This is a genomic window from Paenibacillus sp. FSL E2-0201, from assembly GCF_037963325.1.
In the GTDB taxonomy this organism is placed as follows: domain Bacteria; phylum Bacillota; class Bacilli; order Paenibacillales; family Paenibacillaceae; genus Paenibacillus_AQ.
In genome coordinates this window covers 5,188,753-5,212,912 of record NZ_CP150154.1, presented here as the reverse complement: position 1 = coordinate 5,212,912, position 24,160 = coordinate 5,188,753, and the positions used below count along the sequence as shown (strand labels likewise).

Annotated in this window: 19 protein-coding genes; 18 read left to right on the top strand and 1 reads right to left on the bottom strand. The window is 44.5% G+C overall.

Annotated features, from left to right (window positions below; genetic code table 11):
* The first annotated feature begins 6 nt into the window (after positions 1–6).
* The 8 genes from NSU15_RS23555 to NSU15_RS23520 all read left to right on the top strand — a co-directional run bounded on the left by NSU15_RS23555 (position 7) and on the right by NSU15_RS23520 (position 11,055).
* Positions 7–2,256 carry an FAD-dependent oxidoreductase gene (locus NSU15_RS23555; protein WP_339287732.1) on the top strand — a complete coding sequence of 750 codons (2,250 nt, stop codon included), beginning with the start codon at positions 7–9 and terminating at the stop codon, positions 2,254–2,256.
* Between the two features lie 196 nt (positions 2,257–2,452).
* The gene (hemW, locus tag NSU15_RS23550) at positions 2,453–3,625 is read left to right on the top strand and encodes a radical SAM family heme chaperone HemW (RefSeq protein ID WP_339287731.1); all 1,173 of its coding nucleotides are present in this window, start codon (positions 2,453–2,455) and stop codon (positions 3,623–3,625) included.
* Between the two features lie 93 nt (positions 3,626–3,718).
* On the top strand, positions 3,719–4,210 hold the full coding sequence (locus NSU15_RS23545; protein ID WP_339291445.1) for an N-acetyltransferase: 492 nt from the start codon (positions 3,719–3,721) through the stop codon (positions 4,208–4,210).
* A gap of 105 nt (positions 4,211–4,315) precedes the next feature.
* The gene (gene hrcA / locus NSU15_RS23540) at positions 4,316–5,347 is read left to right on the top strand and encodes a heat-inducible transcriptional repressor HrcA (protein WP_042130390.1); all 1,032 of its coding nucleotides are present in this window, start codon (positions 4,316–4,318) and stop codon (positions 5,345–5,347) included.
* A gap of 49 nt (positions 5,348–5,396) precedes the next feature.
* Positions 5,397–5,978: a nucleotide exchange factor GrpE gene (gene grpE, locus NSU15_RS23535; RefSeq protein WP_339287730.1), complete on the top strand. Its 582-nt coding sequence runs from the start codon at positions 5,397–5,399 to the stop codon at positions 5,976–5,978.
* 219 nt (positions 5,979–6,197) lie between these two features.
* The gene (gene dnaK / locus NSU15_RS23530; protein ID WP_042130388.1) at positions 6,198–8,045 is read left to right on the top strand and encodes a molecular chaperone DnaK; all 1,848 of its coding nucleotides are present in this window, start codon (positions 6,198–6,200) and stop codon (positions 8,043–8,045) included.
* Positions 8,046–8,302: 257 nt separating this feature from the next.
* The gene (gene dnaJ, locus NSU15_RS23525; RefSeq protein ID WP_339287728.1) at positions 8,303–9,424 is read left to right on the top strand and encodes a molecular chaperone DnaJ; all 1,122 of its coding nucleotides are present in this window, start codon (positions 8,303–8,305) and stop codon (positions 9,422–9,424) included.
* Positions 9,425–9,703: 279 nt separating this feature from the next.
* Positions 9,704–11,055, top strand: a protein-coding gene (locus tag NSU15_RS23520; protein WP_339287280.1) for an IS3 family transposase whose coding sequence is annotated in 2 segments (ribosomal slippage) — positions 9,704–10,160 and positions 10,160–11,055 — 1,353 coding nt in all. Because the reading frame shifts where the segments join, the coding sequence is not laid out codon by codon here.
* Between the two features lie 66 nt (positions 11,056–11,121).
* Here NSU15_RS23520 and NSU15_RS23515 read toward each other — a convergent pair.
* A complete protein-coding gene (locus NSU15_RS23515) occupies positions 11,122–15,597 on the bottom strand; it encodes a S8 family serine peptidase (protein ID WP_339287726.1) in 4,476 nt (1,491 codons plus the stop codon).
* Between the two features lie 285 nt (positions 15,598–15,882).
* On the opposite strand from NSU15_RS23515, the gene NSU15_RS23510 reads away from it, so the two are divergent.
* The 10 genes from NSU15_RS23510 (at position 15,883) to NSU15_RS23465 (ending at position 24,158) form a co-directional block, all read left to right on the top strand.
* Entirely contained in the window at positions 15,883–16,242 is a 360-nt protein-coding gene (locus tag NSU15_RS23510; protein ID WP_339287725.1) for a hypothetical protein, read from the top strand.
* Between the two features lie 42 nt (positions 16,243–16,284).
* A complete protein-coding gene (locus NSU15_RS23505) occupies positions 16,285–16,464 on the top strand; it encodes a YfhD family protein (RefSeq protein ID WP_042130382.1) in 180 nt (59 codons plus the stop codon).
* Between the two features lie 91 nt (positions 16,465–16,555).
* Positions 16,556–16,930, top strand: a complete 375-nt coding sequence (locus NSU15_RS23500; RefSeq protein ID WP_339287723.1) for a hypothetical protein — start codon at positions 16,556–16,558, stop codon at positions 16,928–16,930.
* 168 nt (positions 16,931–17,098) lie between these two features.
* Positions 17,099–18,010 (top strand): methyl-accepting chemotaxis protein, encoded by a 912-nt coding sequence (locus tag NSU15_RS23495; protein ID WP_339287721.1) that lies wholly within the window; start codon positions 17,099–17,101, stop codon positions 18,008–18,010.
* Between the two features lie 198 nt (positions 18,011–18,208).
* The gene (locus tag NSU15_RS23490; RefSeq protein ID WP_076117343.1) at positions 18,209–18,769 is read left to right on the top strand and encodes an RNA polymerase sigma factor; all 561 of its coding nucleotides are present in this window, start codon (positions 18,209–18,211) and stop codon (positions 18,767–18,769) included.
* Positions 18,729–20,405, top strand: coding sequence for a DUF4179 domain-containing protein (locus NSU15_RS23485; RefSeq protein WP_339287719.1), 1,677 nt, complete (start codon positions 18,729–18,731; stop codon positions 20,403–20,405). The genes NSU15_RS23490 and NSU15_RS23485 overlap by 41 nt, the downstream gene beginning before the upstream one ends.
* 136 nt (positions 20,406–20,541) lie before the next feature.
* Positions 20,542–21,120, top strand: coding sequence for a DNA-3-methyladenine glycosylase I (locus NSU15_RS23480; protein WP_339291443.1), 579 nt, complete (start codon positions 20,542–20,544; stop codon positions 21,118–21,120).
* Positions 21,121–21,373: 253 nt separating this feature from the next.
* Positions 21,374–22,429, top strand: a complete 1,056-nt coding sequence (gene prmA, locus NSU15_RS23475) for a 50S ribosomal protein L11 methyltransferase (RefSeq protein ID WP_339287717.1) — start codon at positions 21,374–21,376, stop codon at positions 22,427–22,429.
* Between the two features lie 2 nt (positions 22,430–22,431).
* Positions 22,432–23,115: a site-2 protease family protein gene (locus tag NSU15_RS23470; RefSeq protein ID WP_042130368.1), complete on the top strand. Its 684-nt coding sequence runs from the start codon at positions 22,432–22,434 to the stop codon at positions 23,113–23,115.
* A 278-nt stretch (positions 23,116–23,393) separates the two neighbouring features.
* On the top strand, positions 23,394–24,158 hold the full coding sequence (locus tag NSU15_RS23465) for an RsmE family RNA methyltransferase (protein ID WP_042130366.1): 765 nt from the start codon (positions 23,394–23,396) through the stop codon (positions 24,156–24,158).
* Positions 24,159–24,160: the final 2 nt, after the last annotated feature.

Below are 24,160 nucleotides of genomic sequence, written 5' to 3'. Positions count from 1 at the left end.
ACTAACATGAGAACAGAAACGGTTAAATCCGATGTAACAGTGGTCGGTGGTGGACTTGCAGGAATGAACGCGGCGATCGCTGCAGCGCGCCTAGGGTTAAAGGTAGCACTAGTGCAGAACCGTCCTGTACTTGGTGGTAACTCGAGTTCAGAGGTTCGGGTATGGGTATGTGGTGCAACAGGACATGGTGTAAATCGATATGCACGTGAGACAGGCATTATGGGTGAGTTATTCATCGAGAATCAATACCGGAACCCGGAGGGAAATCCATACTTATGGGATCTAACCTTACTCGAAGCCGTGAAGGCAGAGTCGAATATCAGCCTGTTCCTAAATACCGATGTACGCGAAGTGGAAGCGGAAGGTGAGGCAGAGGATCGGACGATTCGCAGTGTGATTGGTTGGATGATGGGATCTGAGCGGTTGATTACGTTCAAGAGTGAGGCTTTCATCGATTGCACGGGCGATGGTTTGGTTGGCTTCCTAGCAGGAGCTGACTTCCGTTTAGGACGTGAAGCCCGCCATGAATTTAATGAGGAATGGGCACCAGAAGTGCCTGATAACATTACATTAGGCAGTACATTATTGTTTTATACACAGGATACAGGAAAATCGGTACGTTATGTTGCTCCATCGTTCGCGAAGGATATTACAACAACGTCGATCCCGATCCGGCGGGTCATTCGGAGTGGAGATTCAGGGTGTCACTACTGGTGGATTGAGTGGGGTGGTGAGCTTGATACAGTGGATGAGAATGAACGTATACGTGATGAGCTATCCTCTGTTATTTATGGGATTTGGGATTACATTAAAAACTCAGGTCATTTTGATGCCGAAAATATGACGCTGGAGTGGGTTGGCTCAATTCCGGGTAAACGTGAATACAGACGGTTTATTGGCGATACGATCTTAACGCAAAATGATATTCTTGCGCAGCGTGAATTTAAAGACCGGATTGGATTCGGAGGATGGTCGATTGATCTGCATCCACCGCAAGGGATGTACGCAGAAGAGAGTGGCTCGAAACATCTGCATGCGGATGGGATTTATCATATTCCATTTAGTTCGCTCTATTCGAAAAATGTGCGAAATCTACTCTTCGCGGGTCGGAATATCAGCGCATCTCATGTGGCTTTTGGAACAACACGCGTCATGGCGACCTGTGCGATCATGGGTGAAGCGGCTGGAGCAGGTGCAGCATTATCCGTCATCAAAGGTGTAACCCCTCGTGAAATTCGCAATCAGCATATGCATGAATTGCAACAGGTGATGTTAAAGCAAGATGCTTCGATTATTGGATTGCGCAACGAAGATCCGCTAGACCTCGCGAGAAATAGTGAGATTCATGCGTCCAGTACGATGAAAGGCATATTACTGGATCGTCCAGCTGAAGTTTATGAGCTTTCTCATGACGTAGGAATATTGTTTCCGGTTGAAGGAAATATCCTTGGGTTGAAGCTGCTTGTGTCAGCAAGTACTCAGTCAGAGCTGACGGTTGAGCTATGGACGACTGGGCGTGCGGAAAATTACGTTCCAGCAGAGTGTAGACAGGTTGATGTTGTATTAGTACAAGCTGGAGAGCAGCAATGGATTGATGTTCCGGTACAAGAGGAGCAGTGGAGTTCAATCGGCGAATGTAATATCTTCGCTATTATTCGAGCTAATGAGCATATTCAATTGCATATCTCAGAAACCTCAATCACAGGTGTTATTACATTTGAGCGAGGCGTTAAACCAGTAGTCGATTCAGCGCTGGAGGATCATCAGCCAGATCAGCCGGTGATGGAGTGGAGCATGAAACAGCTTGTACGCAGGCATTTCTGCTTTGCGGTAGAAACATCCGCATATGCTGCATCCAAAGTCACTGACGGGTATGTTCGACCTTTTGCAGGGCCACATAGCTGGGTTTCTGAGCCGATGACTGCTGGTAGAACGGAGTGGGTAGAGGCGCGTCTCCCGGATGCTGCTTCAGTCTCTGAAATTCATTTTACTTTTAACGATGATGTTAATGAGGATCTTATCAACCTACATCACCATGAAACGCCATTTCTAGTGATTCCTGAACTAGTAAAGGCTTACGATGTAGAGTTGCTCATTGATGGCGTGTGGCAAGTCATGTTCCGCGTCAAAGACAATCATCGCCGGAAGAACGTACATCGTTTAGATAAGCCTGTCCTTACGGACACTGTTCGGATCGTTATTCATGAAACTAACGGAGGAGAACGTGCAGAACTCGTGGAAATGCGGATATATTAAGAAGAAGCGGCTTAGCCGTCTTTACATAGACGGTATCCGTTTCTGCGAGAAATACAAAATATATATACTTTTTTGTATTTTAAAATAGAGATCATTTATAAATGATCGCCCCTCGAAGGGAAGCCGTCAGGCTTCCCTTTTCTTGTTTTTTAGATTACACTAGTCAAACGATATTTTTATATAAAGGAGACAGCTAATGACTACGAAAACTAATGGCCGTCCCCCTGAGGCCGTGTACATTCATATACCTTTTTGTACCAATAAGTGCTTTTATTGTGATTTTAATTCCTACGTTCTCAAGGATCAGCCGGTTATGGATTATCTCGAAGCCTTGGATCGAGAAATGGAGCAGACCGTTAAGAACACCCCACCGGGTGTCATCAAAACGATCTTTGTCGGCGGAGGTACTCCAACTGTACTGAAACCCGATGAGATGGCTTATTTTCTAAAATCTGTTCGCACACATTTCCCGAATTGGGATAAAGATATCGAGTTCTCTATGGAAGCAAATCCGGGAACTACGGATAAAGATAAGTTGACGGTTATGAAAGAAGGCGGCGTGAATCGGGTGAGCTTTGGTGTTCAGGCGTTTCAGAACGAACTCCTGACGGGCATTGGCCGGATTCATAATGTTGATGATGTATACCGCAGCTTGGAGAATGCTCGTGCAGTAGGACTTAACAACCTGTCGGTTGACCTTATGTTTGGTTTGCCGAACCAAACGGTGGAGATGCTGGCTGAAAGTATTCGCAAAGCGCTTGAGCTAGATTTACCCCATTATTCTATTTACAGCTTGAAGGTGGAGGAGAACACTCTTTTTCACACCCTATTTAATAAGAACAAACTTCCTCTACCTAATGAAGAAGATGAACTGCAAATGTACCTCTTGTTGATGTCTTCTATGAAGGAAGCGGGCTACAACCAATACGAAATCAGTAACTTTGCAAAACCAGGCATGGAGAGTCGTCACAATATCACTTACTGGCGTAATGAAGATTATTATGGTCTCGGCGCAGGTGCACATGGATATGTGGGTCGTCAGCGACATATTAATGTTAAGGGTGTAAATCCTTATGTTGAAGCTACACGTAAAGGCCTGCCACGATTGGACGCATACCCAATCACTGAAGCAGAAGCGATGGAGGATTTTATGATGGTTGGCTTGCGTATGCATGAAGGTGTCTCTAATGCGGCATTTCAGGCGCAATTTGGGCGTTCGATAGAGGATGTATTTGCGAAATCCCTGCATAAGATGCTGCATGCGGGTCTGCTTGAACACGAAGAGGGGACGTACCGGCTCAGCAAGCAAGGGATCCTTTTTGGTAACGATGTTTTCGCAGAATTTGTAGGCGCGCTGACAGAAGTTTAATTTTAAAATACCCCTTGAATTGTAATTCACTCTGTTGTATATTTATTCATATTATCAACAGAGGGGTGAATTAAAGTGCTTGCCAAGACGGAAATGATCCGCCATTCGTCTCCAGCAGGAGATGCACAGGTGATTTGTAGAAATGCAGTGGTAGAAGATGTTGAGCCGTTGTATCTGATGATAGAAGAATACGCACAGCGCGGTATCATGTTGCCCCGTTCCAGGCAGGCGCTGACTCGCCAGATCGATCAATTTGTAATTGCGGAAATCGAGGGTAGATTCGTAGGCTGCGGTTCGCTCTTCAAGCTCGGGAGTGATCTCGTAGAGATTCGCTCGATCGGCCTGAATGACGAGGGGAAAGGAAAAGGAATAGGTTCTATGATTTTGGCAAAGCTGGTGGAGGAAGCCAGAAACCAAAAAATCCCTAAGGTCATGGCACTAACCTACGCCGTAGATTTCTTTCTTAGAAACGGATTCGAAGTTGTCGAGAAAGAGATTTTCCCCGAAAAGGTATGGACAGATTGCGTGAATTGTAAAAAGCAGCATGCCTGCGATGAAATAGCAGTACTTAAGATGCTGAACTGACTTGACAATGTCAATGTCAGTTTGGTATTTTTGTATTAGTGGTTAGCACTCATCTGAGTCGAGTGCTAACGAATCGGAGCCAATAGCCGGGTAGGAGGGGATAACATGTTAACTGATCGCCAGAGAATGATACTAAATGCAATTGTAGATGATTATATTTCATCGGCAGAACCAGTAGGGTCTCGCAGCATTTCTAAACGGGGGGATGTAGGGTACAGCCCTGCGACCATTCGAAATGAAATGGCTGACCTTGAGGATTTGGGTTATCTCGAGCAGCCTCATACATCGGCAGGGAGAATACCTTCCCATAAAGGATACCGATACTATGTGGATCATCTGGTACCGTGGAATTCCGCCGAAACGGCAGAGATGGGCACGATCCGCGCTTTTTTTGCCGAGAAGCTGAATGCGATGGAGCAGGTCATCCAACATGCGGCGATGATTCTTTCCAATATGACGAATTACACTTCCATCCTTCTGGGACCGGAGGTTTTTCATACATCATTGCGTCATTTTCAGTTGTTACCGCTAGATGATACAACCGCTGTAGCGATTATCGTTACAAGTACGGGGCAAGTTGAGAACCGTACGGTGAACATTCCACCGGAGATTTCCGTTTCCGAGATGGAGAAAGTGGTTAACCTACTGAATAGTAAGCTGGTCAATGTACCACTCTATAAGCTGAAGACTCGGCTGTATTCCGAGCTTGGCGAGGAAATGCAGCGTCACATCTCACATTATGAAGAATTAATGCAAGTGCTGGACATTGCGCTGGAAAGTGATCAAGAGCAGCGTATCTATCTCAGTGGAGCCACGAATATGCTTACACAGCCTGAGTTCAAGGATGTTGACAAGGTGAAGAGCATTCTTGATCTGCTGGAAGAGACGCCTACATTGCTCAAAATGCTGGCCCCTACAACAGGCGGCACAGGTATTCAGGTCCGAATAGGGACGGAGAACAATCATGAAGCGTTCGCTAACTGCAGTCTGATCACCGCCACTTATTCACTGGATGGGCAGGCCTTGGGAAGCATTGGCATCCTTGGACCGACACGAATGGAATATGCAAGAGTGATGGGGATCTTGGGCATTTTATCCCGAGATTTGACAGCGATGCTGGCACACTGGTATAAGTGAACAGAGTCAACATTGATTACGTGAATGATTTTAAGGAGGTGAAGACAACTTGAAAAAGGAACAAGTTCAAGATGCTAATGAATTCAAAGATGATTTGATAAATGAGGAACCTGAGGCTGATGCAGCTTCGAAAGCCGACTCATTTACGGCAGAGGAAGTTAGTGAAGGTGCTTCAGACACAGGTGCGGAGGTAAAACGTCTGCAGGATCTCGCTGATGAATATCAAGGACGTGCGCTGCGTGCGCAGGCTGATTTCGATAACTTCCGTCGTCGTACTCAGAAGGAGAAAGAAGAGTTGGCTCAATATGCCACCTCCAAGCTCGTGACTGAACTGCTATCAGTACTGGACAATTTCGAGCGTGCTTTAGTCACTACTCCTAGTGGCCCTGAGTCCGAAGCTTTTGTGAAGGGTGTTAATATGATTTTCCGTCAGCTGGATGGGGTATTGAAGTCCGAGGGGCTTACGGCTATGGAAACAGTAGGACAGCCTTTTAATCCTGAATACCATCAGGCTATCATGCAGGTGGAGAGCGAGGAGTACGAAGAGGGTATCGTAACAGAAGAAGTCCAAAAAGGATATCTCCTGAAAGATAAAGTTCTTCGTCCTGCTATGGTCAAAGTCAGCATGTAGTCTGTCAATATAGGACGGGCAGTTTCTGTCCACCAGTGGTACCAATCGGATTTTTTTTTGAAAATATAAGAAAGTATAAGTTTCACGCTATATATTATCCTTATATTTCTCGCTTAAACGCTAATCGTCCTAAATAAGGACGCCGAAGGCATTTATGCTTGTATTTTTAAAATTAAAATGAGCGTATGCTCCATATACCTTAAGAGGAGGCAAATTATTGTGAGTAAAGTTATCGGTATTGACTTAGGAACCACGAACTCTTGCGTTGCCGTAATGGAAGGCGGCGAAGCCGTTGTAATTCCAAACCCAGAGGGCGCACGTACAACCCCTTCGGTTGTAGGGTTTAAGAAAGACGGCGAGCGTATCGTCGGTGAAACAGCTAAACGCCAGGCGATTACTAATCCTGATCGTACGATCAGTTCGGTAAAACGTCATATGGGTACGAACCACAAAGAAAGCATTGATGGTAAAGACTACTCTCCACAAGAAATTTCAGCAATGATTCTTCAAAAGCTGAAATCCGATGCAGAAGCATATCTTGGCCAAACTGTTACTCAAGCAGTTATCACAGTTCCTGCTTATTTCAATGACAGCCAACGTCAAGCTACTAAAGATGCAGGTAAAATTGCAGGCTTGGAAGTTTTGCGTATTGTGAATGAGCCAACAGCTGCAGCTTTGGCATATGGTCTGGAGAAATCCGAAGATCAAACTATCCTTGTTTATGACCTTGGTGGCGGTACGTTTGACGTATCCATCCTGGAATTGGGCGACGGCTTCTTTGAAGTAAAAGCTACAAGCGGTGACAACAAACTTGGTGGCGATGACTTTGACCAAGTGGTTATGGATTACCTGGTATCTGAATTTAAGAAAGAACAAGGCATTGATCTGAGCAAAGATAAATCTGCTGTACAACGTTTGAAAGATGCAGCTGAAAAAGCGAAAAAAGAATTGTCGGGCGTACTGACAACTACTATTTCTCTTCCGTTCATCACTGTAGTAGACGGAGTACCTCAACACTTAGAGATCAACTTAACTCGTGCGAAGTTTGATGAGCTTACTGCTGGTCTGGTAGAACGTACTTTGGGACCAACTCGTCAAGCTTTGTCTGATGCTGGTATGACACCTGCAGACCTTACCAGAATCGTTCTGGTTGGTGGTTCTACTCGTATCCCTGCTGTGCAAGATGCAATTAAGAAGCTTACAGGTAAAGATCCACACAAAGGTGTGAATCCGGATGAAGTTGTAGCTCTTGGTGCTGCTGTTCAAGCGGGTGTATTGACTGGTGATGTTAAGGACGTTGTATTGCTCGACGTAACTCCGCTTTCCCTCGGTATCGAAACTGCAGGTGGCGTGTTCACGAAGATGATCGAGCGTAACACTACAATTCCTACAAGTAAATCCCAAGTATTCTCGACCTTTGCTGACAACCAACCTAGCGTAGAGATTCACGTGCTACAAGGTGAGCGTCAAATGGCGAACGGCAACAAAACACTGGGACGCTTCATGCTGAACGAGATTCCACCAGCACCACGCGGCGTACCACAAATCGAAGTTTCTTTCGATATTGATGCCAACGGTATCGTGAATGTATCTGCAACAGACAAAGGTACAAACAAGAGCCAAAAGATCACTATCACTTCTTCTAGCGGTCTGAGCGACGCAGAAGTAGAACAAATGATGAAGGATGCCGAGCTTCACGCTGAGGAAGACCGTAAGCGTAAAGAATTGGTAGAAGCGAAGAACAGTGCTGACCAACTCGTGTATTCTACTGAGAAAGTGATCAAAGATCTTGGTGATAAAGCTGATGCTTCCGAAGTTGAAAAAGCAAACGAAGCTAAAGATAAAGTGAAAGCAGCACTTGAAACTGACAATCTTGAAGAAATCAATGCAGCTACAGAAGCATTGACTGAGATTGTACAACAGTTGTCCATGAAGCTGTACGAACAAGCTGCTCAAGCAGAGCAAGGTGCTGAAGGTGGCGCTGGAGCCGCTGAAGGCGCTCCTAAGAAAGACAATGTAGTTGACGCTGACTATGAGGTTGTTGACGAAGATAAGAATCAAGGGTAACCTTAAACGATAAGTGTATAGGACGTAACTGATAAATTCTTATATAGTTAAGAAGGGAAGGTCAAAACCGGGTCATCCCGTGTTTTGACTTTCCTTTTGTAATATCAGTTTGCACACTCTTCGCGAATGCGCCTTCTGATATTGTAAGAATAAACATCTGCTGGAACTGGATGGTCAGATCCTAGGGTTTTATCGTATAATGGTTTCTTTGACAGGTAATTAGGAATTTGAGTATGTAACGTACGGAGGTGAAAGCAGTGGCAGATAAACGCGATTATTATGAAGTGCTTGGCCTCAGTAGAGATGCTTCAGACGATGAGGTGAAGAAAGCGTACCGGAAATTGGCGCGCCAATATCACCCTGACGTGAATAAAGCAGATGATGCTGAAGCTAAGTTTAAAGAAGTAAAAGAAGCTTACGATGTTCTTAGCGACGGTCAACAACGAGCTAGATATGACCAATATGGCCATATTGATCCTAACCAAGGTATGGGCGGCTTCGGAGGCGGCGGTGGCGACTTCGGAGGACTAGGCGATATCTTTGATATGTTCTTTGGTGGCGGAGGACGCCGTGATCCTAACGCACCACAGCGCGGTGGGGATTTGCAGTATACGATGACCATTGAATTCAAGGAAGCGGTATTCGGTAAGGAAACCGATATTACTATTCCACGTACGGAAACTTGCGATACCTGCTACGGCTCCGGGTCTAAACCGGGTACTAAACCAGAGACTTGTTCCACTTGTCATGGTAGTGGGCAACAGGAATTCGTACAGAATACGCCACTTGGACAGATGCGTAATCGTCGTCCATGTTCGCATTGCAGTGGTACAGGTAAGATTATTAAGGAAAAATGTACGACTTGTAGCGGACAGGGTAAAGTTAAGAAGCAACGTAAGATCCATGTGCGCATCCCTGCCGGAGTTGATGACGGTGCACAGCTTCGCATGACTGGCGAAGGCGAGGGCGGCTTACGCGGTGGTCCTGCTGGAGACTTGTATATTGTCATCCGTGTCAAATCCCATGATTTCTTCGTACGTGAGAACGACGATATTATGTGCGAGGTTCCACTTACGTTTGCACAGGCAGCACTTGGCGATGAGATTGAGATCCCTACCTTAACGGAAAAAGTGAAGCTGAAGATTCCTGCGGGAACTCAGACGGGTACTTTCTTCCGCCTTAAAGGCAAGGGTGTTCCACGTCTACGTGGATCTGGCCAAGGGGACCAGCATGTTAGAGTCATTGTTGTGACACCTAGCAAGCTGAATGATGAGCAAAAAGATTTGTTGCGACAGTTCGCCTCTCTTAATGGAGAAAACACACATGAGCATGAGCAATCCTTCTTTGATCGTGTGAAGCGTGCGTTCCGCGGGGACTGATATTTCTAACTTCATTAATTGAATAAATAATATAGCAGAGCAGCGATCCTCCCGTTATTTGGGGATCGCTGCTCTGCTTTTTTGGTCATGGCTGCTTGCTAATGCAGAACGTAACCCATAACCGTGAGATCACGACTGCGTTTAGGGTCATTTGCTGGCTGCCTCGGAAACGCAGATGTGACCTAAAGACGAAAAAGCCCCAGCAGCCATTTGAACTGCTCCCCAAAACTTGGACACATGTTATAATAGTCCAGTTGAAACGGGGGCAGTTCTTTTTATATGGTGAAATTTAATGGAAATACAAGGTTGAAAGTGGTCAAGGATGTGCTGGAAAATGGGCTATCAGAGAATGAGGCAGCGCGTAAACATGGAATGAGTCACACCACAGTAAATGAATGGGTTGCTGCATACTCCAAGCATGGTGCTGAGGGGATAGCTGTAAAAAATACCAAGAGGACCTACTCTGGAGAGCAGAAGCAAAGCATCGTCGAAGACATGCGCAATAACCGTTTGAGTTATAAGGCAGCCGCTAAGAAGCATGACGTACCAGACAGATCCGTCCGTAAGTGGGAACAGATATATCTGAAAGAGGGGGCTCCTGGGCTCTATGTGGAGCGTCGAGGTCGTGTTGCCAATAAAGAGGTTCAGATAGAAATAGAACCCCCTACAGGGTCCATAGAAGCGTTAATCAAGGAGAATCAAACCCTGCGAATGGAGCTCGCTTACCTAAAAAAATTGAATGCCTTAGTTCAGGAGAAAAACGCATCACGAACGACGACAAAGCTCATGTAATATACGAGCTAAGGCAGGAATACAACGTGAAAGAGCTTGTCAAAATCGCAGGGATTCCCCGCAGTACCTATTACTATCATGTTAAGACGTGGGAGAAGCCAGACAAATACAGTGAAGTTAAGGCGGAGATGGAACGTCTATTTAATGGTGAACTAAAACGCCGAGCCGGTTATCGCACGTTGACCCGAGAAGTCCGTAAAACAATCCGTGTCAATCATAAAACCGTCCAGCGGTTAATGAAGGAACTTGGACTTCATTGTATGGTTCGTAGGAAAAAGTATCGTTCGTATAAAGGGGAACCCGGAAAGATTGCACCAAATCTCTTGAAAAGAAATTTTAAGGCAGATGCTCCAAATCAGAAGTGGGTAACGGATGTAACTGAGTTCCATCTCTTCGGCAGGAAACTATACCTTTCGCCCATCATGGACCTGTATAACCGGGAAATCATCAGCTACACTCTCTCCCCTAGGCCAACCTTTTCCATGGTTATGGATATGCTCGGAGAGGCGTGCAAGACGCTCCCAGAGGTACATGAGCTCATCCTTCATTCTGATCAAGGATGGCAATACCAACAGAAGCAGTACCAGCACCGCCTTGCGAAAAACGGGATCGCTCAAAGCATGTCCCGAAAGGGGAACTGTCTGGATAATTCCGTCATAGAAAACTTCTTCGGAATCCTAAAAACAGAGCTTTTATATATTCAAACTTTCGAGTCTATGGAAGACTTCATCGAGCAACTTCATGAATACATGCATTATTACAACCACCGAAGAACCAAAGAAAAGCTCCAAGGACTGTCTCCGGTAGAATACCGGCTACAGTCCTTGGAGGCAGCTTAATACACTAAATATCCAAGTTTTTGGGGTCAGTTCAATTGGCTGCTGGGGCTTTCTTTTAAAGTGCAACTAGATGTTGTTCGAAGAACGCAGATCCTCAAGCACTCGGCTTAGAATCGTTGCTGCTTGTGCACGAGTCAGAGTACCTTGTGGATTGAAGTTGTCCGCAGTAACACCTTTTAGATAACCTTTGCTTACAGCATAGGCTACGGCGTTACGTGCTTCCGCAGCGATGCTGTCGGCATCCTTAAAGCTTAAAGGTATCTTGGCTACTGTAAGATCAGCACCAAGGGCCTTAGCGATGACAAGAGCTGCTTCCTCGCGAGTTAGCACATCACGAGATCCACTTTCTTTGATGCGAGTACTCCAAGTGTCACCTTTTCCAAGTAGACGGTCGAAGAGCGTTAGAAGCTCTGCCTGATTTAAGGTGTCGGCAGGCTTAAAGCTGCCATCGGCTCCTTTGCCAGCAATGATACCATGGGCAGCAAGGACCTCGATATCGGTTTGAGCCCAATGTGTGCCAATATCCTTAAAGCTTATATTTCTGGATGCTGCGCTGTAAGAACCATCACCAGTAACGCTAAACTGAAGAATACCATCTTTAGTGATAAAACCAGGTTGCAGGTAGGACCATTTACGATCTTTTGATTCTACATAAGCGGCAGTCTTTCGAGCATCATGAAGACTGGCGGCTTTTAGATTAAGCTGAAGGATGATCGGCTTTCCAGTTGTCCAACCATTTCTGATGGTGAGAATGGAAGAACCGATATTTAATGCTGCTGAGCTACCTGCTAAAACTGCTGTGTTGCCCGCATCGGTCAGACTAATCGTAAGGGTTAAGCCGTTGCTGTTGATGAAATCCGGAAGTGTCGCCGCTGGAATGAGTACATTGAACCCACTACCATTTAGGCGGAGTGCATTCTCCGATTTCTTTAACTGCTCGGCTTGGGCCGGGGTAAGAGTAACAACAACTTGACTATATTTATTGAAGCTTACATCGCTAAGATCAAGTACAGAAGTTTTATCTTTTGCATTCTGGATCGAATTTGCTAATGCAGTGTCTAAGATGTTGAACACCGCTGAAGACTTGCCACCTGCTGGATCTGCAGTCTCTACTAGCTTCCCAGATTTCAATGCGATTCCAGAAGCGGGAGCACTGGTTGCCGTAGGTACATTCGAATAAGGTGTTGGTGTTGGTTTCGGTGTTTCAGGTGTGTTAACAGTTACGCTTACCGTTCTCACACCTGATGGGATTGTTGATGTTGTAGCATCATTCCAGATCTGCACATCATACAGCTCGAAGGAATAGGCTCCTTCTACTGTTGGTTTGAAGGTTATTTTGCCTAGTGAGCCGGAGCCGTGATAAGCACCACCTGACAGATTGACGCTATACTGTGTCAGTTTTCGGCCGTCTCCTAGCTTATAGGTTTCTGAGAATTCTGTAAGTGGAACACCATAGAAATTCTCCTCTTGATACGTTGCCAGTTGTACGCTTGGCTGGATCGCTGGTGTTTCGAGAGAACCATCGTAGATGACAGCGAATGAAGCCCCATAGACGCCATAAACCTCATCAGTCACGGAATACCCTAGATCAACGGTTACCGGCTGTCCCAAATCAATAGTGGCTGCAGATAGAGACGGATTTACATTGAAAATACCATCCCCTGTGCTATAAAGAAGTCGCTGAGCATAATCATCGTCGTCCGCGCCATTACCTACTTTATCAACCACATAGATTTTGTACTCATTAAGCCCTTCGTTAACCGGAACGTCAATGGAAAAAGCACCATTACCTGCAATTACTCCACCGAATTTATAAGTATTTCCATCATAATGTTTACCTTCGGCGTACACGGTAAACCAGTTTCCAATAGGTTTTGTATTAGAAATATAATAGGCCATTAGGTCATCATCAATGAACCCACTAATTTCTGCCGCACCAGGATCGGTTGGCGCCTCACGTTCGTACTCCTCAAGTGTGATGCCGGAAACTAAAGGCTTCTCGGTATCAATTGTGAACATGATCTTTTGTTTCTCGAGCAACTGCCCATTGGGAAGCACAGGAGTGATGTAGTAGTGACCGTCTGGTAAAGTGGACTTGGCGGAGGTCTCCAGGTCTGTTAACGTTCCATCCCAATTTGTAATTTCGTACACGCCACGATAGACTTTTTCATCATCAGAATAAACTGCACCTAAAACTGTCGCAGGAGCATCTATTGAAGAGGCTACAAAACTTATGCCATCCAGTTCTTCATTGACAGAGAAGGTAAAGGTGGTATCGTCTAAGCGTCCATCCCCATTAGGAGAAATCTGTGGATCTTCAAAAGAAAGTTGATTAACAGGCGCTAAATTGAATTTATCGCCAACAAGTGCATTAAAGGGAAGACGAAGAGTTTCTGTATCAGAGGTTAGGAACAGGATGCCTTCATATGCACCGTCTTTTGCCGTAGCAGATACCTTCAGTTTAAATTGTGCATATTGGTCTACACCGGAGGTAACACTCTTTGGTGCAATTTCAATACTAATGTCACCAGGCGCTTCTGTAAGCCATTCGGTGGATAGCGTGTAGGTTGATCCAATCCCTTTAAAGTCCTCTACGTAAACTGATTTCGTTACGCTAGCCCCTTTTGGGAGCAGGCCAAAGGACAAGGAACCTGTGTAATAAGGGATTTCTACAGTACCTGGAAGACCACTAATTAAGCTCTCCCCGACTTTAGCAATAGATTCAGCTTTTGCTGATTTCTCCAAATTAATTAATCCGGCACCTTGTTGATACAAAGAGTAAGCATCTCCATTACGTTTAAAGATAGGATCCGCATTGTTCATCAGCAATGCTTTAATCTCATTTGGCTTAAGGTTAGAGTTTTCACTCAGTAGCAAAGCGACAGCTCCTACAACATGTGGGGTTGCCATACTGGTTCCGCTTTTTAAGCCATAAGCATGTTCGTAATCCCCAGTCCAGCTAGGAATCGTCGAGTTGATATTGACCCCTGGCGCAACAACATCAGGTTTGATTAGATAATCCGGCATCCCAGGACCCACAGAGCTAAAATTAGCTAACTGATTTACTTCAAGCGCTATATAGTAACTGATTATATCTTTAGCAGCAGCCAATTGAGCTTTTATATTATCTCCATCCGCTTGACTAATTCCATAGGTAGGAATGTAATCTCCAGGCGCGCCAAGGGTAGGGGTAATTACACCGGGTTCATTATTAGCAATCAATAGTAGCTTAGCACCAGCCGCTTTGGCATGAAGAGATTTGTCTAAAAAGCTCAGTGAGCCTCGATCGACAAGCACTACCTTATCTTTAACATCCAGATTTTTGTAATCGGCAGCACTCCCAAGCTTAGCGTAAGCAATTTTACTGCCGGCAATGTTTTCAATTAATTCCGGGGAGTAGCTGGCTAATGTCCCTGGAATTTTTTTAACATCGCCAATATCAAAGAATGGGGTATTCACTGGGGTAGTAGAAGCACCTACACTAAGTGCAAGTTGAGATCCAGCAGGTTCGCCTAATGTTCCTACATCCGGTCCAGCGTTACCGGCGGCAACAACAACATTTACGCCCGATTTTATGGCGTTGTCTATCGCGATTGAACTTGCGGAATAACTTTGGTTGACATCAGAGCCCAGGGAAAGGTTAATGATATCGGCTCCATCAGCGACCGCTTTCTCAATACCCGCGATTACAACCGCTGTTGGACCGGAACCGTAAGGGCCAAGTACGCGATACGCGTACAAATCCACCTCAGGTGCAACATCCAATATTGTACCGGCTACATGAGTGCCATGCGAGGTTTCATATGGGCTACCATTTTTTGGAGGGAAGTTAGCGTCAGGAGGTGTTTCTGACGGATCATTATCCTGATCATAGGCATCGTACCCCCCCTTATAATTATCCTTTAATAAAGGGTGATTTTTATCGATGCCAGTATCGACAACCGCTACCTGTACCCCTTCTCCTGTGTAACCTAATGCATGTAGTTTATCTGCACCTATAAGATTGCCGCTGTCCGAGTAAGAACGTGTAACAGGCAAAGTTGCTACCTCAACACTGTCTGCTAACGCATGGACTTCATCATTTGGATAAACAGCTGCAACGCCCGGAAGCTCTAACAGCTTGTTAACTTGATTGGCTGGCAGAGTAATGGAATATCCGTTAAAAATTTCACTGTATTCAAAACCGATGTCGGCATCTATTTTCTGCGCTGAGGAAATAAAGCTTTTATGCTCGGAGATAATTTTACTGCGTTGTAAGGAGACTGAGGATCGCAAAGAAGAAGTTTTAGCCTCATTTTCATACACACTGACTGGTTTATTAGTTAATTCCACAATTACGGATACTGGTGCTGAACCTTTGAGCACACCCGCGTAGTTATGAGGGGTCACACTTTGAGATTGTACATTATTAACTAGGTTAGTTGATGATTCAAGGGATGAGTTCGCAAATGCAGCGGATGGAAAAAGGACAGAAACAGCCAGTCCGAAGCTCGCCGCCCCAATACCAAATCTTTGAATAGAGTGTTTTAAGGTATGTTTCAAATAAGTTCATCCTCCCAAAATGAATTTTTATATTGCAGTGTGTATCTGTAATTCTCCTCCTCAACGTAAAATGTAAAAAATTATGAAAATTAAATTTATTCTACAGCTATAACTTCAAATCGAATATACAACTTTAGTACTATATTGCAGGGAAGAATTGAAGAAAATGTCGAATTCCTAGTAGATTAGTGGAATATGAGAAAAAAAAGGCATAAAACGAGCGAAAGGAAGACAATATAAAGGAATGCAACAGATATCTGAATTTCAAGCGAGAGCGGGGATAAGATGTCGGAAAGATCTATTTTGGCTTATTTTAAAAGTCCTGAGGAAGCAGAGGGTGTTGCTCGTAAACTCCGTGCACTTCGGGCCATTGAAATCTCCATTGATCGCTTCAGTAGATATGGAGGCACGAGCTTTAGCTCAGGGGTAAACCCAGTGACAGGCAATGTTGCCAGAATGGACTCCCTGACTGCTGAGCGTGCACACACAGGGATACTAGCTGCTGCGGATACCAGCGCGAGCGGGATGAGTCATGGCGGAGATGGAGGACCGACGGGTAGAGATATTTTACTTACGGTGATCTTGCATTCAGAGTCCCATGATCAGGCATTACGCTTAATTGAAGAAGCGGGCGGGATGATTTGAATAATTACTTCATTAATAAGACGAAGGGAGAATAACGATACTATGGATAGAGAGAACTCACAAATATTCTCAAAGACCGAGAAGATGAAAATGCTGTACGAGGCGAAGGCAGAAGACGTGGAATTCTCAGCAGCAGAGGCTGATTTAGAGGATATCGAAGCACAGGCTCGAGCGCTGGAAGCAGACAAACGTCAGCTGCATGAAATTATGAAAAAAGAATAGGAACTAAGTTAAGAAAGATACCTCACATTGTGGGGTATTTTTGCGTTCTGGTGTGTATAATTAGGAGAATAGCCCAAGCTGGAGGGAAAATATGGATAACGTTATTTTGTGGACCGGATTAGCGCTGCTTATCGCATGCTTAACTATTATGAATCAGAAGCAACTCTATTCTTCAAAAGTTAAACAAGCTTACCGTGAGCTGCGGGAGCTGACTGAAAAAGTTCGGTTGGAGCGATCTGAGGCAAGCGATTTATACCGTTGGGAAGTAGAATTAGCAGAGATGGAGAAACACCCGAGCGAACTTAATAAACTGGATGCCGAGATTGGGCTTCGTCAGGCCTTTGTGATGTATCTGGAACGACATAGTCCACTGGATGCAAGACTCCCTAGTTTAAAAGAAGACGCAGCTCATCAAAAGGATTCAGTGTGGGGAATCAAGATGGGGGATTACGGGTCCAAGAAATAAAGAAATGTACATATAAGAGATCACTCTCCTGGAGTCTTTTTTAGTCACGGATTCAATTTATTTTAATAACAATCATGTATTTCTCTCTGCGCAATAAGAGCGTATAATTGTTGAAATATACTTCAAGATGACGCGAATAACATATAGATATCCAGGAGGAATTATTATATGGGAATGGTATATTCTCAAGGAGTTACCGATGAGCTTGTCGTCCGGTCTTTAGAAAGAAATTTAGCTATAATAAGGTTCGATCTTGATCGACGAGTGGCTTATGTAAATGACGTTTTTGCTAGTTCTATGGGGTATAACAAAGAAGAGATGTATGGGATGCATCATAAACAATTTTGCTTTTCTCACTTTGTAAATAGTCCAGGCTATGAATTGTTCTGGCAGGATCTTTTTTCAGGAAAAAGTTATCAGGATAAAATTGAACGTATGGATGCAAAAGGAAATGTGGTTTGGCTGGAAGCTACCTATATGCCTGTCTTTGATGAAAATAATGAACAAGTCATTGGCGTATCTAAGATTGCGACTAATATCACGGATCGACAAAATAACATGAGTGTCGTAGTACAGCGGATGCAAGAGATGTCGGACAGCTTAAATCAAAGAGCCGAGAAAGGCATTGAACGTAGTCAGGAACTGTTGCAGAGCGTCGACAAAATTGCTGAAGTATCAATCGAAAATACACAGACTCTAGCTAATCTGGAGAAACAAGCGGTATCGATTCAGGGGATTGTACAAACTATTCGTAATATTGCTTCGCAAACGCAACTATTAGCGCTTAATGCAGCTATTGAAGCGGCACATGCCGGGGAGTTTGGGCGAGGTTTTGACGTGGTTGCTAAAGAAGTTCGAAAGCTATCCTCCATGGTGCAGGATTCGATCATTCAAGTAAAAGATAGTGTGGATGCCATCACGCTGGAAATCGATAAAATCTCCAAAGGAACAAACCAGGTACAAGAAAATATAGAAGATAGTCAACAGCAGATTCAAATAGCATTAGATGATTTTAAGAATATTTCTTCCTCAGCCCAGGATTTAGATACACAAGCACGAGAGGTTATGAATATTATTTAATTTTTGTAGGCTGTTAGTGGAAAATATAAAGGAAAGCCAGTTCTCAGATTTATGGGGAGTGGCTTTTTGTGTTGCGAGTATAATTGCTATCTTTCATCTGTTATTACCAGCCTCTATAGTTTATGCTCAGAAAAACGAACCTTTTCCAAAGACTGGTTGTCATATAGATATCACAGTAAAGAAAGGAGGGCGCAAGATTTGGAGACTAACCGAGAGTTATTCGAAGCCTACAACAAGGATGTATATCGGACCTGCTACTATATGGTGCATGACGCGGCTGATGCGGAGGACTTGACTCAGGATGTGTTCATTACTGTATTTCGTACGAATCGTGAGAACGTAGAGCATATGAAGGCTTGGATTATGAAAATAACGGTCAACCATTGCCTGAATCATTTGAAACGGAAGCGAACTTTACAGCAAAAGGTCTCAGACAATCTTTATTTATTTAAAAAATCTCCTGAAATTGCTGTAGATCGGTTGATTGAACAACGGGAGACGACCATGGAATGGGCGAAATATTTGAGTCAGCTCCCTGTCAAACTTCGGATGGTGATTACACTTAGGTATATGCATGATTTCAGCTTGGCTGAAGTATCAGACCTGCTATCCATCCCGCTCGGGACGACCAAATCAAGGCTGCATAAAGGGTTAAAGGTATTGCGGAGAATTTTACTGGAGGCTGGGGTTCAAATTGAACGGAAAGAGGGCGAATCTTATGAAAAAGTTGGAGAATATGCTGGAGCATCAGTTAAATGAGGGTCAAAGTGTAACATATCCTGATTTTGAAAGCATGTGGGAGAGAATTGAACATAACACTACAACCTCATTTCACGCCAGGATGAGTAGCAGTAACCAGAAACGGGGGAGAAACTGGAGTAAAATAGCACTTGTCTCATCGTTCTCAGTAGTTCTAGCGGCGGCGCCGGTGTATGCGGCAGTTCATTATAATTGGGATACAATGCTCCATGGAAGAGGTGGAATTCAAGCCGTTCTGGCACAAAATCTCGGCCAAAAGCTGGATCAATCGATAACGAAGGGTGGAGTAACATTAAAGCTACATACAGCCATCGTGGATGAGAATCGGACGGTCATCTTATTCACATTGGATGTTGGACAACGACAGGACAATGAAATTTGGCGTGTGAATGAGATGACGCTAAAAGGAACTGAGGGGGCGAACAGCTCTGAAGCGTACAACTATCTGAACTGGGACGAGAAAAACCAAATTTATAACGGTTATTTCGAAAGTGAATGGACACCCAAACGGGACACCGTGAATGTGGAGCTGGTTGCGGATAATCTGAATGCCTTTAGCACGCAGGAGTTAGATTTACCGCTGGATCTCCATTCGCAGGAGACACAGAGCTTCCCTATTGAACAGGAGGGGATGCGCAGCATAGAGGTGAAGCCGTTTACCCAAGGTCAAGAGAAAATGTTATTCTCTTCAGCGATCATTTTTGATCAGCCGGAAGCCAAAGGCTGGGCTTATCCAAATATTGTCGGTTACAAAAACGGAACGCTCATAAACTCACTGCCTGGAGGTACTTTCGGTACACCAGGAGAAAAAGGGGAGTATACAGCGCAGCAATACTTTAAAGCGGAGGATGTTTCCGGCGGTCAAATGACTTATAAGCTGCAATATATGAAGAAAGAAAAGGATGTTAATGGACCACTTTCATTCGATCTTCAATTAAGCAAAAAGCAGATGGAAAGCGGGACGATAAAAACGAGTCTTAATCTGCCGCTTGAAGTAGGTGAAACTGATTATACACTTGAGAATATGATTGTGTCGCCTACTCAAATTCGAGTCACTGTTAGAAGTAAAGATATAGACAATAGCTTCCCTTATAAAAAGTATACTCTTGAAGTAGCAGGCAAGACGCTTGAGGGAAATTTATGGAGATCTCCAGAAGGTGAGCCAGAGCTGACAGTGCTTCGTTTCGAACGGCCAGTTGACCTTGAAATTACGCAAGAGACTCCGATTACCTTTGTAGCTAAATATAAGGTGACTCAGCATGGCAGCTATAAAATCACCAATAATAATGCTGACAAAATACCGCTGCTTTTAACGAATATCTCTCAAAAGAAACAGACGATTATCCAGCAACTCAGCGGGTATCCGGTGAAGTGGACATACTATATGCAGGGATCCGATCTTTACGTAGAAACTGGGAGTGAAGATGCACGCTTCGGTGGAATTAACCAGACACATATCGGGCTGGGTAAAGAGCGCATTCTAGGTAAACCGATAACCGTCAATTTCGCGGGGGATGGAAACAATAAGGCCATTGATGTGTATAAGGATTTCAAAGGTACAGAAGCTACTATATATATGTTCTACTATACAACTGATGATCCGGATAAAGAATCGAGAGTGCAGATCCAGCCTTAAGAGGCAGGCAATACGTAAGCGTATAGAAAATAGAATAACTTTTTTAGGGGATGAACCTTGTGTTCTTCCCTTTTTTTCGTATACAGTGAGTAGACGTTGTAAAGGTTTAGCTATGAATAATTAAAGGGGGAAAATGATGGAAGTCACTCGCTGTGCTTGGGTCAATGATGATCCTCTATATATTGCCTATCATGATGAAGAGTGGGGAAAGCCTCTGTATGGTGACCAAATGCTGTTTGAATTGCTTATGCTGGAAGGGATGCAGGCAGGGCTGAGCTGGTATACTGTACTAAAAAAACGGGCGCGTTTCAGAAAAGTATTTGACGGATTTGATCCGAATAAGATTGTTCATTATGATGAAGCCAAAATTGCAGAGCTAATGAGTGATCCAGGGATTATTAGAAATCGATTGAAAATTGATGCTATCATCCGTAATGCGGGTGTGTATTTGCAAATTTGCGAGGAATATGGCAGCTTTGCAGAGTATCTCTGGAGCTTTGTCGGAGGTGTGCCAACTATTAATCATTGGAAGACTCGTGCAGATGTACCTGCTTCGACGGTTCAGTCTGATGAGATGAGTAAGGCATTAAAGAAGAAAGGCATGAAGTTTGTGGGTACTACAATATGCTATGCTTTTATGCAAGCATCAGGGATGGTGGATGATCATTCGCTCAACTGCTTTTGCAGGCGCAAAGAGGACGTCGCAGGTCGTTGAGCTGTAGTTTGGCGTTACACCAATAAGAAATGTTATACTATGAAGCGAATGCTTTCGAAGCGAGTTTTGCACGAAGTAAATCAATGAAGCAAATGCTCACAAAACAAAGCCTATGCTTTCGAAGTCAGTTTTGCACGAAGTAAATCAGTGAAGCGTATGCTCACAAAACTAAGCCTATGCTTTCGAAGCGAGTTTTGCACGAAGTAAATCAGTGAAGCGTATGCTCACAAAACTTTAGGAGGATTACATAAAGATGTTATGGCATGAAGTGACGATACATACAACAGAAGAAGCACAGGAAATGATTTCGAATTTTTTATATGAAGCTGGTGCGGGTGGGGTTTCTATCGAGGAATCCGGCACACTGAATAAAGAACGGGATACACGTTATGGTGAATTGTACGACCAACCTTTGAATGATATTCCTGAAGGGGAAGCGGTCATAAAAGGGTATTATGCCGATTCCACAGATATGGATGCTGTTATAGAAGAATTGACTCCACGGGTAGCCGAATTGCATGAGTACGGGATTGATCCAGGCAAAGCGTTGATTTCTTGGAAGACTGTGGATGAAGACGAATGGGCGCATGCTTGGAAGCAATACTTCAAACCACTGCGGGTATCGGAGCGTCTCACGATTAAACCAACCTGGGAGGAGTATACGCCTGAGAACCCAGATGAAGCCATCATTGAGATCGACCCTGGCATGGCATTTGGAACCGGGACTCACCCTACAACAGCTCTGTGCCTCCGTGCACTTGAGAAGAATATTAGCGGCGGTGAAGAAGTTATCGATGTCGGCACCGGTTCAGGAATTCTGGCTGTAGGCGCGATGCTACTAGGTGCAAAATCCGTATTGGCCTTAGATTTAGATCCGGTGGCTGTGGAAAGTGCACGGGAGAACGTAGCCCTTAACAAGCTTGAATCATCCATAACAGTAAAAGAGAGCGATCTTCTATCGCTGCTGGGCGGGGAAGGCGTAGCTGATACAGCGGCTGGAGAGATGTGGCCATCCGCTAGACCTGGTCACTCACTAGAAGGAACCGTTCCTGCTAAGCAAGAGCAAGAAGGCAGCCTTGGCGTGACATTGCCTGTACAAATTGTAGTTGCGAATATTTTGGCGGAAATCATCGTATTGTTTACGGATGATGTATACCGCGCGCTTCAACCTGGGGGGCTGTACATTACCTCTGGTATTTACAAGGATAAAGAAGGACTTGTGGCGAACGCGCTGAAAGCGTCTGGCTTTGAGATTATTGAAATATCCCGTGAGGAAGATTGGGTGGCGTTTACAGCCGGAAAGAGGTAAAGATGGATATATTACAAAATATAATTCGAGTAGATTTAGATCAGCTTCCTTTCCTGCTGATTACGATTTTAATTGCTTTTACAGTACATGAATTCAGTCATGCTTATTTCGCAAATAAGTTTGGTGACCCAACAGCAAGATTACTTGGCCGTATGACGCTTAATCCTGCTGTTCATTTCGATTTCTTTGGTATTTTGCTCCTGCTAGTTGCCGGCTTCGGTTGGGCACGTCCGGTTCCGGTAAACCGCGATAACTTTAGTCGTCCTCGTCTCATGGGAGTCATCGTGTCGGCTGCGGGACCAATCAGTAACCTGCTCTTAGGAATTATTGGTGCTATAATATACGGTGCACTTGCGGCAACTGGAGTTCTAGATAATATCTCGAATGATCGCATGCTCGAGGCTGTATACTTATTCTTTGGCACCTTCATTCAATGGAACTTCTTTCTGTTTCTGTTCAATCTTATTCCGCTGCCGCCACTGGATGGCTATCGGATTGTGGAAGATATCGCGCCACGTTCGATCCGCGGCAAATTACAGCAGTTTGAACAATGGGCTGTATTCCTCTTTTTATTGATTCTGTTTATTCCTGGGCTACGGACTTATACGATTGATCCGCTAGCAATCTGGGCTAGTGAAATGTCGAGAACATTTGTACAGCTGTCACTAAGAATTTTTGGCAGCTAAGGCAAGGAATGAAGTCTGTTCAACCTTTGTCAAACATTGTATTATGTAATTTGATCAAAATTTGATAGTTGATTTTCGCCTGAGCCATATTTATATTTCTTGAAGAAACGGGTGACGTCCTTATAAGGGCGACTAAGCCGTTTCTTCAAATATAATAAGGGATAAGTTTCACGTTATACTTTATTTCTTATATTTTTTGATTAAACGCTTACCGTCCTTATAAGGATGCCGAAGGCGTTTATATTTGTTACTGAATTCATGAACAGGATGATGATGAGATGCAGCGATATTTCGTTACACCGGAGCAGTTTGGTGCGGATACCGTGAGAATTGATGGGGAAGATGCCCGTCATATTGCTAAAGTGATGCGTGGTAAGGCAGGGGACAAGCTTATTGTGAGCGATGGTGTTTCCCGTGAGGCATTAGTAGAGATTGCGCAGATTGAAATTGGGGAGGTCACTGTGAACATCTTGGAGTCTCTGGAGATGACGCATGAACCTCGAATTAAAATTACAGTAGCTCAGAGCTTGCCTAAGGCTGATAAGATGGAAACGGTCATTCAGAAGTGCACAGAGATTGGTGCTGTGAGCTTTGTTCCTTTTCTGTCAGAACGCACAATAGTGCAATACGACGAGCGTAAGGAAAGCAAACGACTGGATCGCTGGCGTAAAATTTGCAAGGAAGCTGCCGAACAGGCTCACCGGAATATCGTTCCGGCTGTAGCTTCACCTCTTTCTTGGAAACAGCTCTTGCAGACTTTTAGCGAGTATGATGCCGTTTATTTCTGCTATGAAAAAGAGGAAGGCTTGCAGCTTCGTAGCAGTGTTGCGCCTTGGTTAGCATCGCTCTCGCCAGAGACTGGTGGGAAGGTAATGGTAGTAGTAGGTCCTGAGGGAGGCTTTACGCCGGAGGAATGCCAAAAGGCAGAGGAAGCCGGGGCAGTATCCGTAGGACTTGGTCGGCGTATTCTGCGCTGTGAGACAGCGGGCATGGTTGCTGCTGCTTGTATTTTATATGAATCTGGAGAAATGGGAGGAGCTTAAGA

Excerpts from the sequence above, each read along its gene's own strand:
- NSU15_RS23480 (WP_339291443.1), top strand. The coding sequence starts at position 20,542 with ATGGAAGTCACTCGCTGTGCTTGGGTCAATGATGATCCTCTATATATT.
- NSU15_RS23485 (WP_339287719.1), top strand. The coding sequence starts at position 18,729 with ATGAAAAAGTTGGAGAATATGCTGGAGCATCAGTTAAATGAGGGTCAA.
- prmA (WP_339287717.1), top strand. The coding sequence starts at position 21,374 with ATGTTATGGCATGAAGTGACGATACATACAACAGAAGAAGCACAGGAA.
- NSU15_RS23505 (WP_042130382.1), top strand. The coding sequence starts at position 16,285 with ATGGATAGAGAGAACTCACAAATATTCTCAAAGACCGAGAAGATGAAA.
- hrcA (WP_042130390.1), top strand. The coding sequence starts at position 4,316 with ATGTTAACTGATCGCCAGAGAATGATACTAAATGCAATTGTAGATGAT.
- NSU15_RS23465 (WP_042130366.1), top strand. The coding sequence starts at position 23,394 with ATGCAGCGATATTTCGTTACACCGGAGCAGTTTGGTGCGGATACCGTG.
- NSU15_RS23470 (WP_042130368.1), top strand. The coding sequence starts at position 22,432 with ATGGATATATTACAAAATATAATTCGAGTAGATTTAGATCAGCTTCCT.
- NSU15_RS23545 (WP_339291445.1), top strand. The coding sequence starts at position 3,719 with ATGATCCGCCATTCGTCTCCAGCAGGAGATGCACAGGTGATTTGTAGA.
- NSU15_RS23555 (WP_339287732.1), top strand. The coding sequence starts at position 7 with ATGAGAACAGAAACGGTTAAATCCGATGTAACAGTGGTCGGTGGTGGA.
- hemW (WP_339287731.1), top strand. The coding sequence starts at position 2,453 with ATGACTACGAAAACTAATGGCCGTCCCCCTGAGGCCGTGTACATTCAT.
- NSU15_RS23500 (WP_339287723.1), top strand. The coding sequence starts at position 16,556 with ATGGATAACGTTATTTTGTGGACCGGATTAGCGCTGCTTATCGCATGC.
- NSU15_RS23495 (WP_339287721.1), top strand. The coding sequence starts at position 17,099 with ATGGGAATGGTATATTCTCAAGGAGTTACCGATGAGCTTGTCGTCCGG.
- NSU15_RS23510 (WP_339287725.1), top strand. The coding sequence starts at position 15,883 with ATGTCGGAAAGATCTATTTTGGCTTATTTTAAAAGTCCTGAGGAAGCA.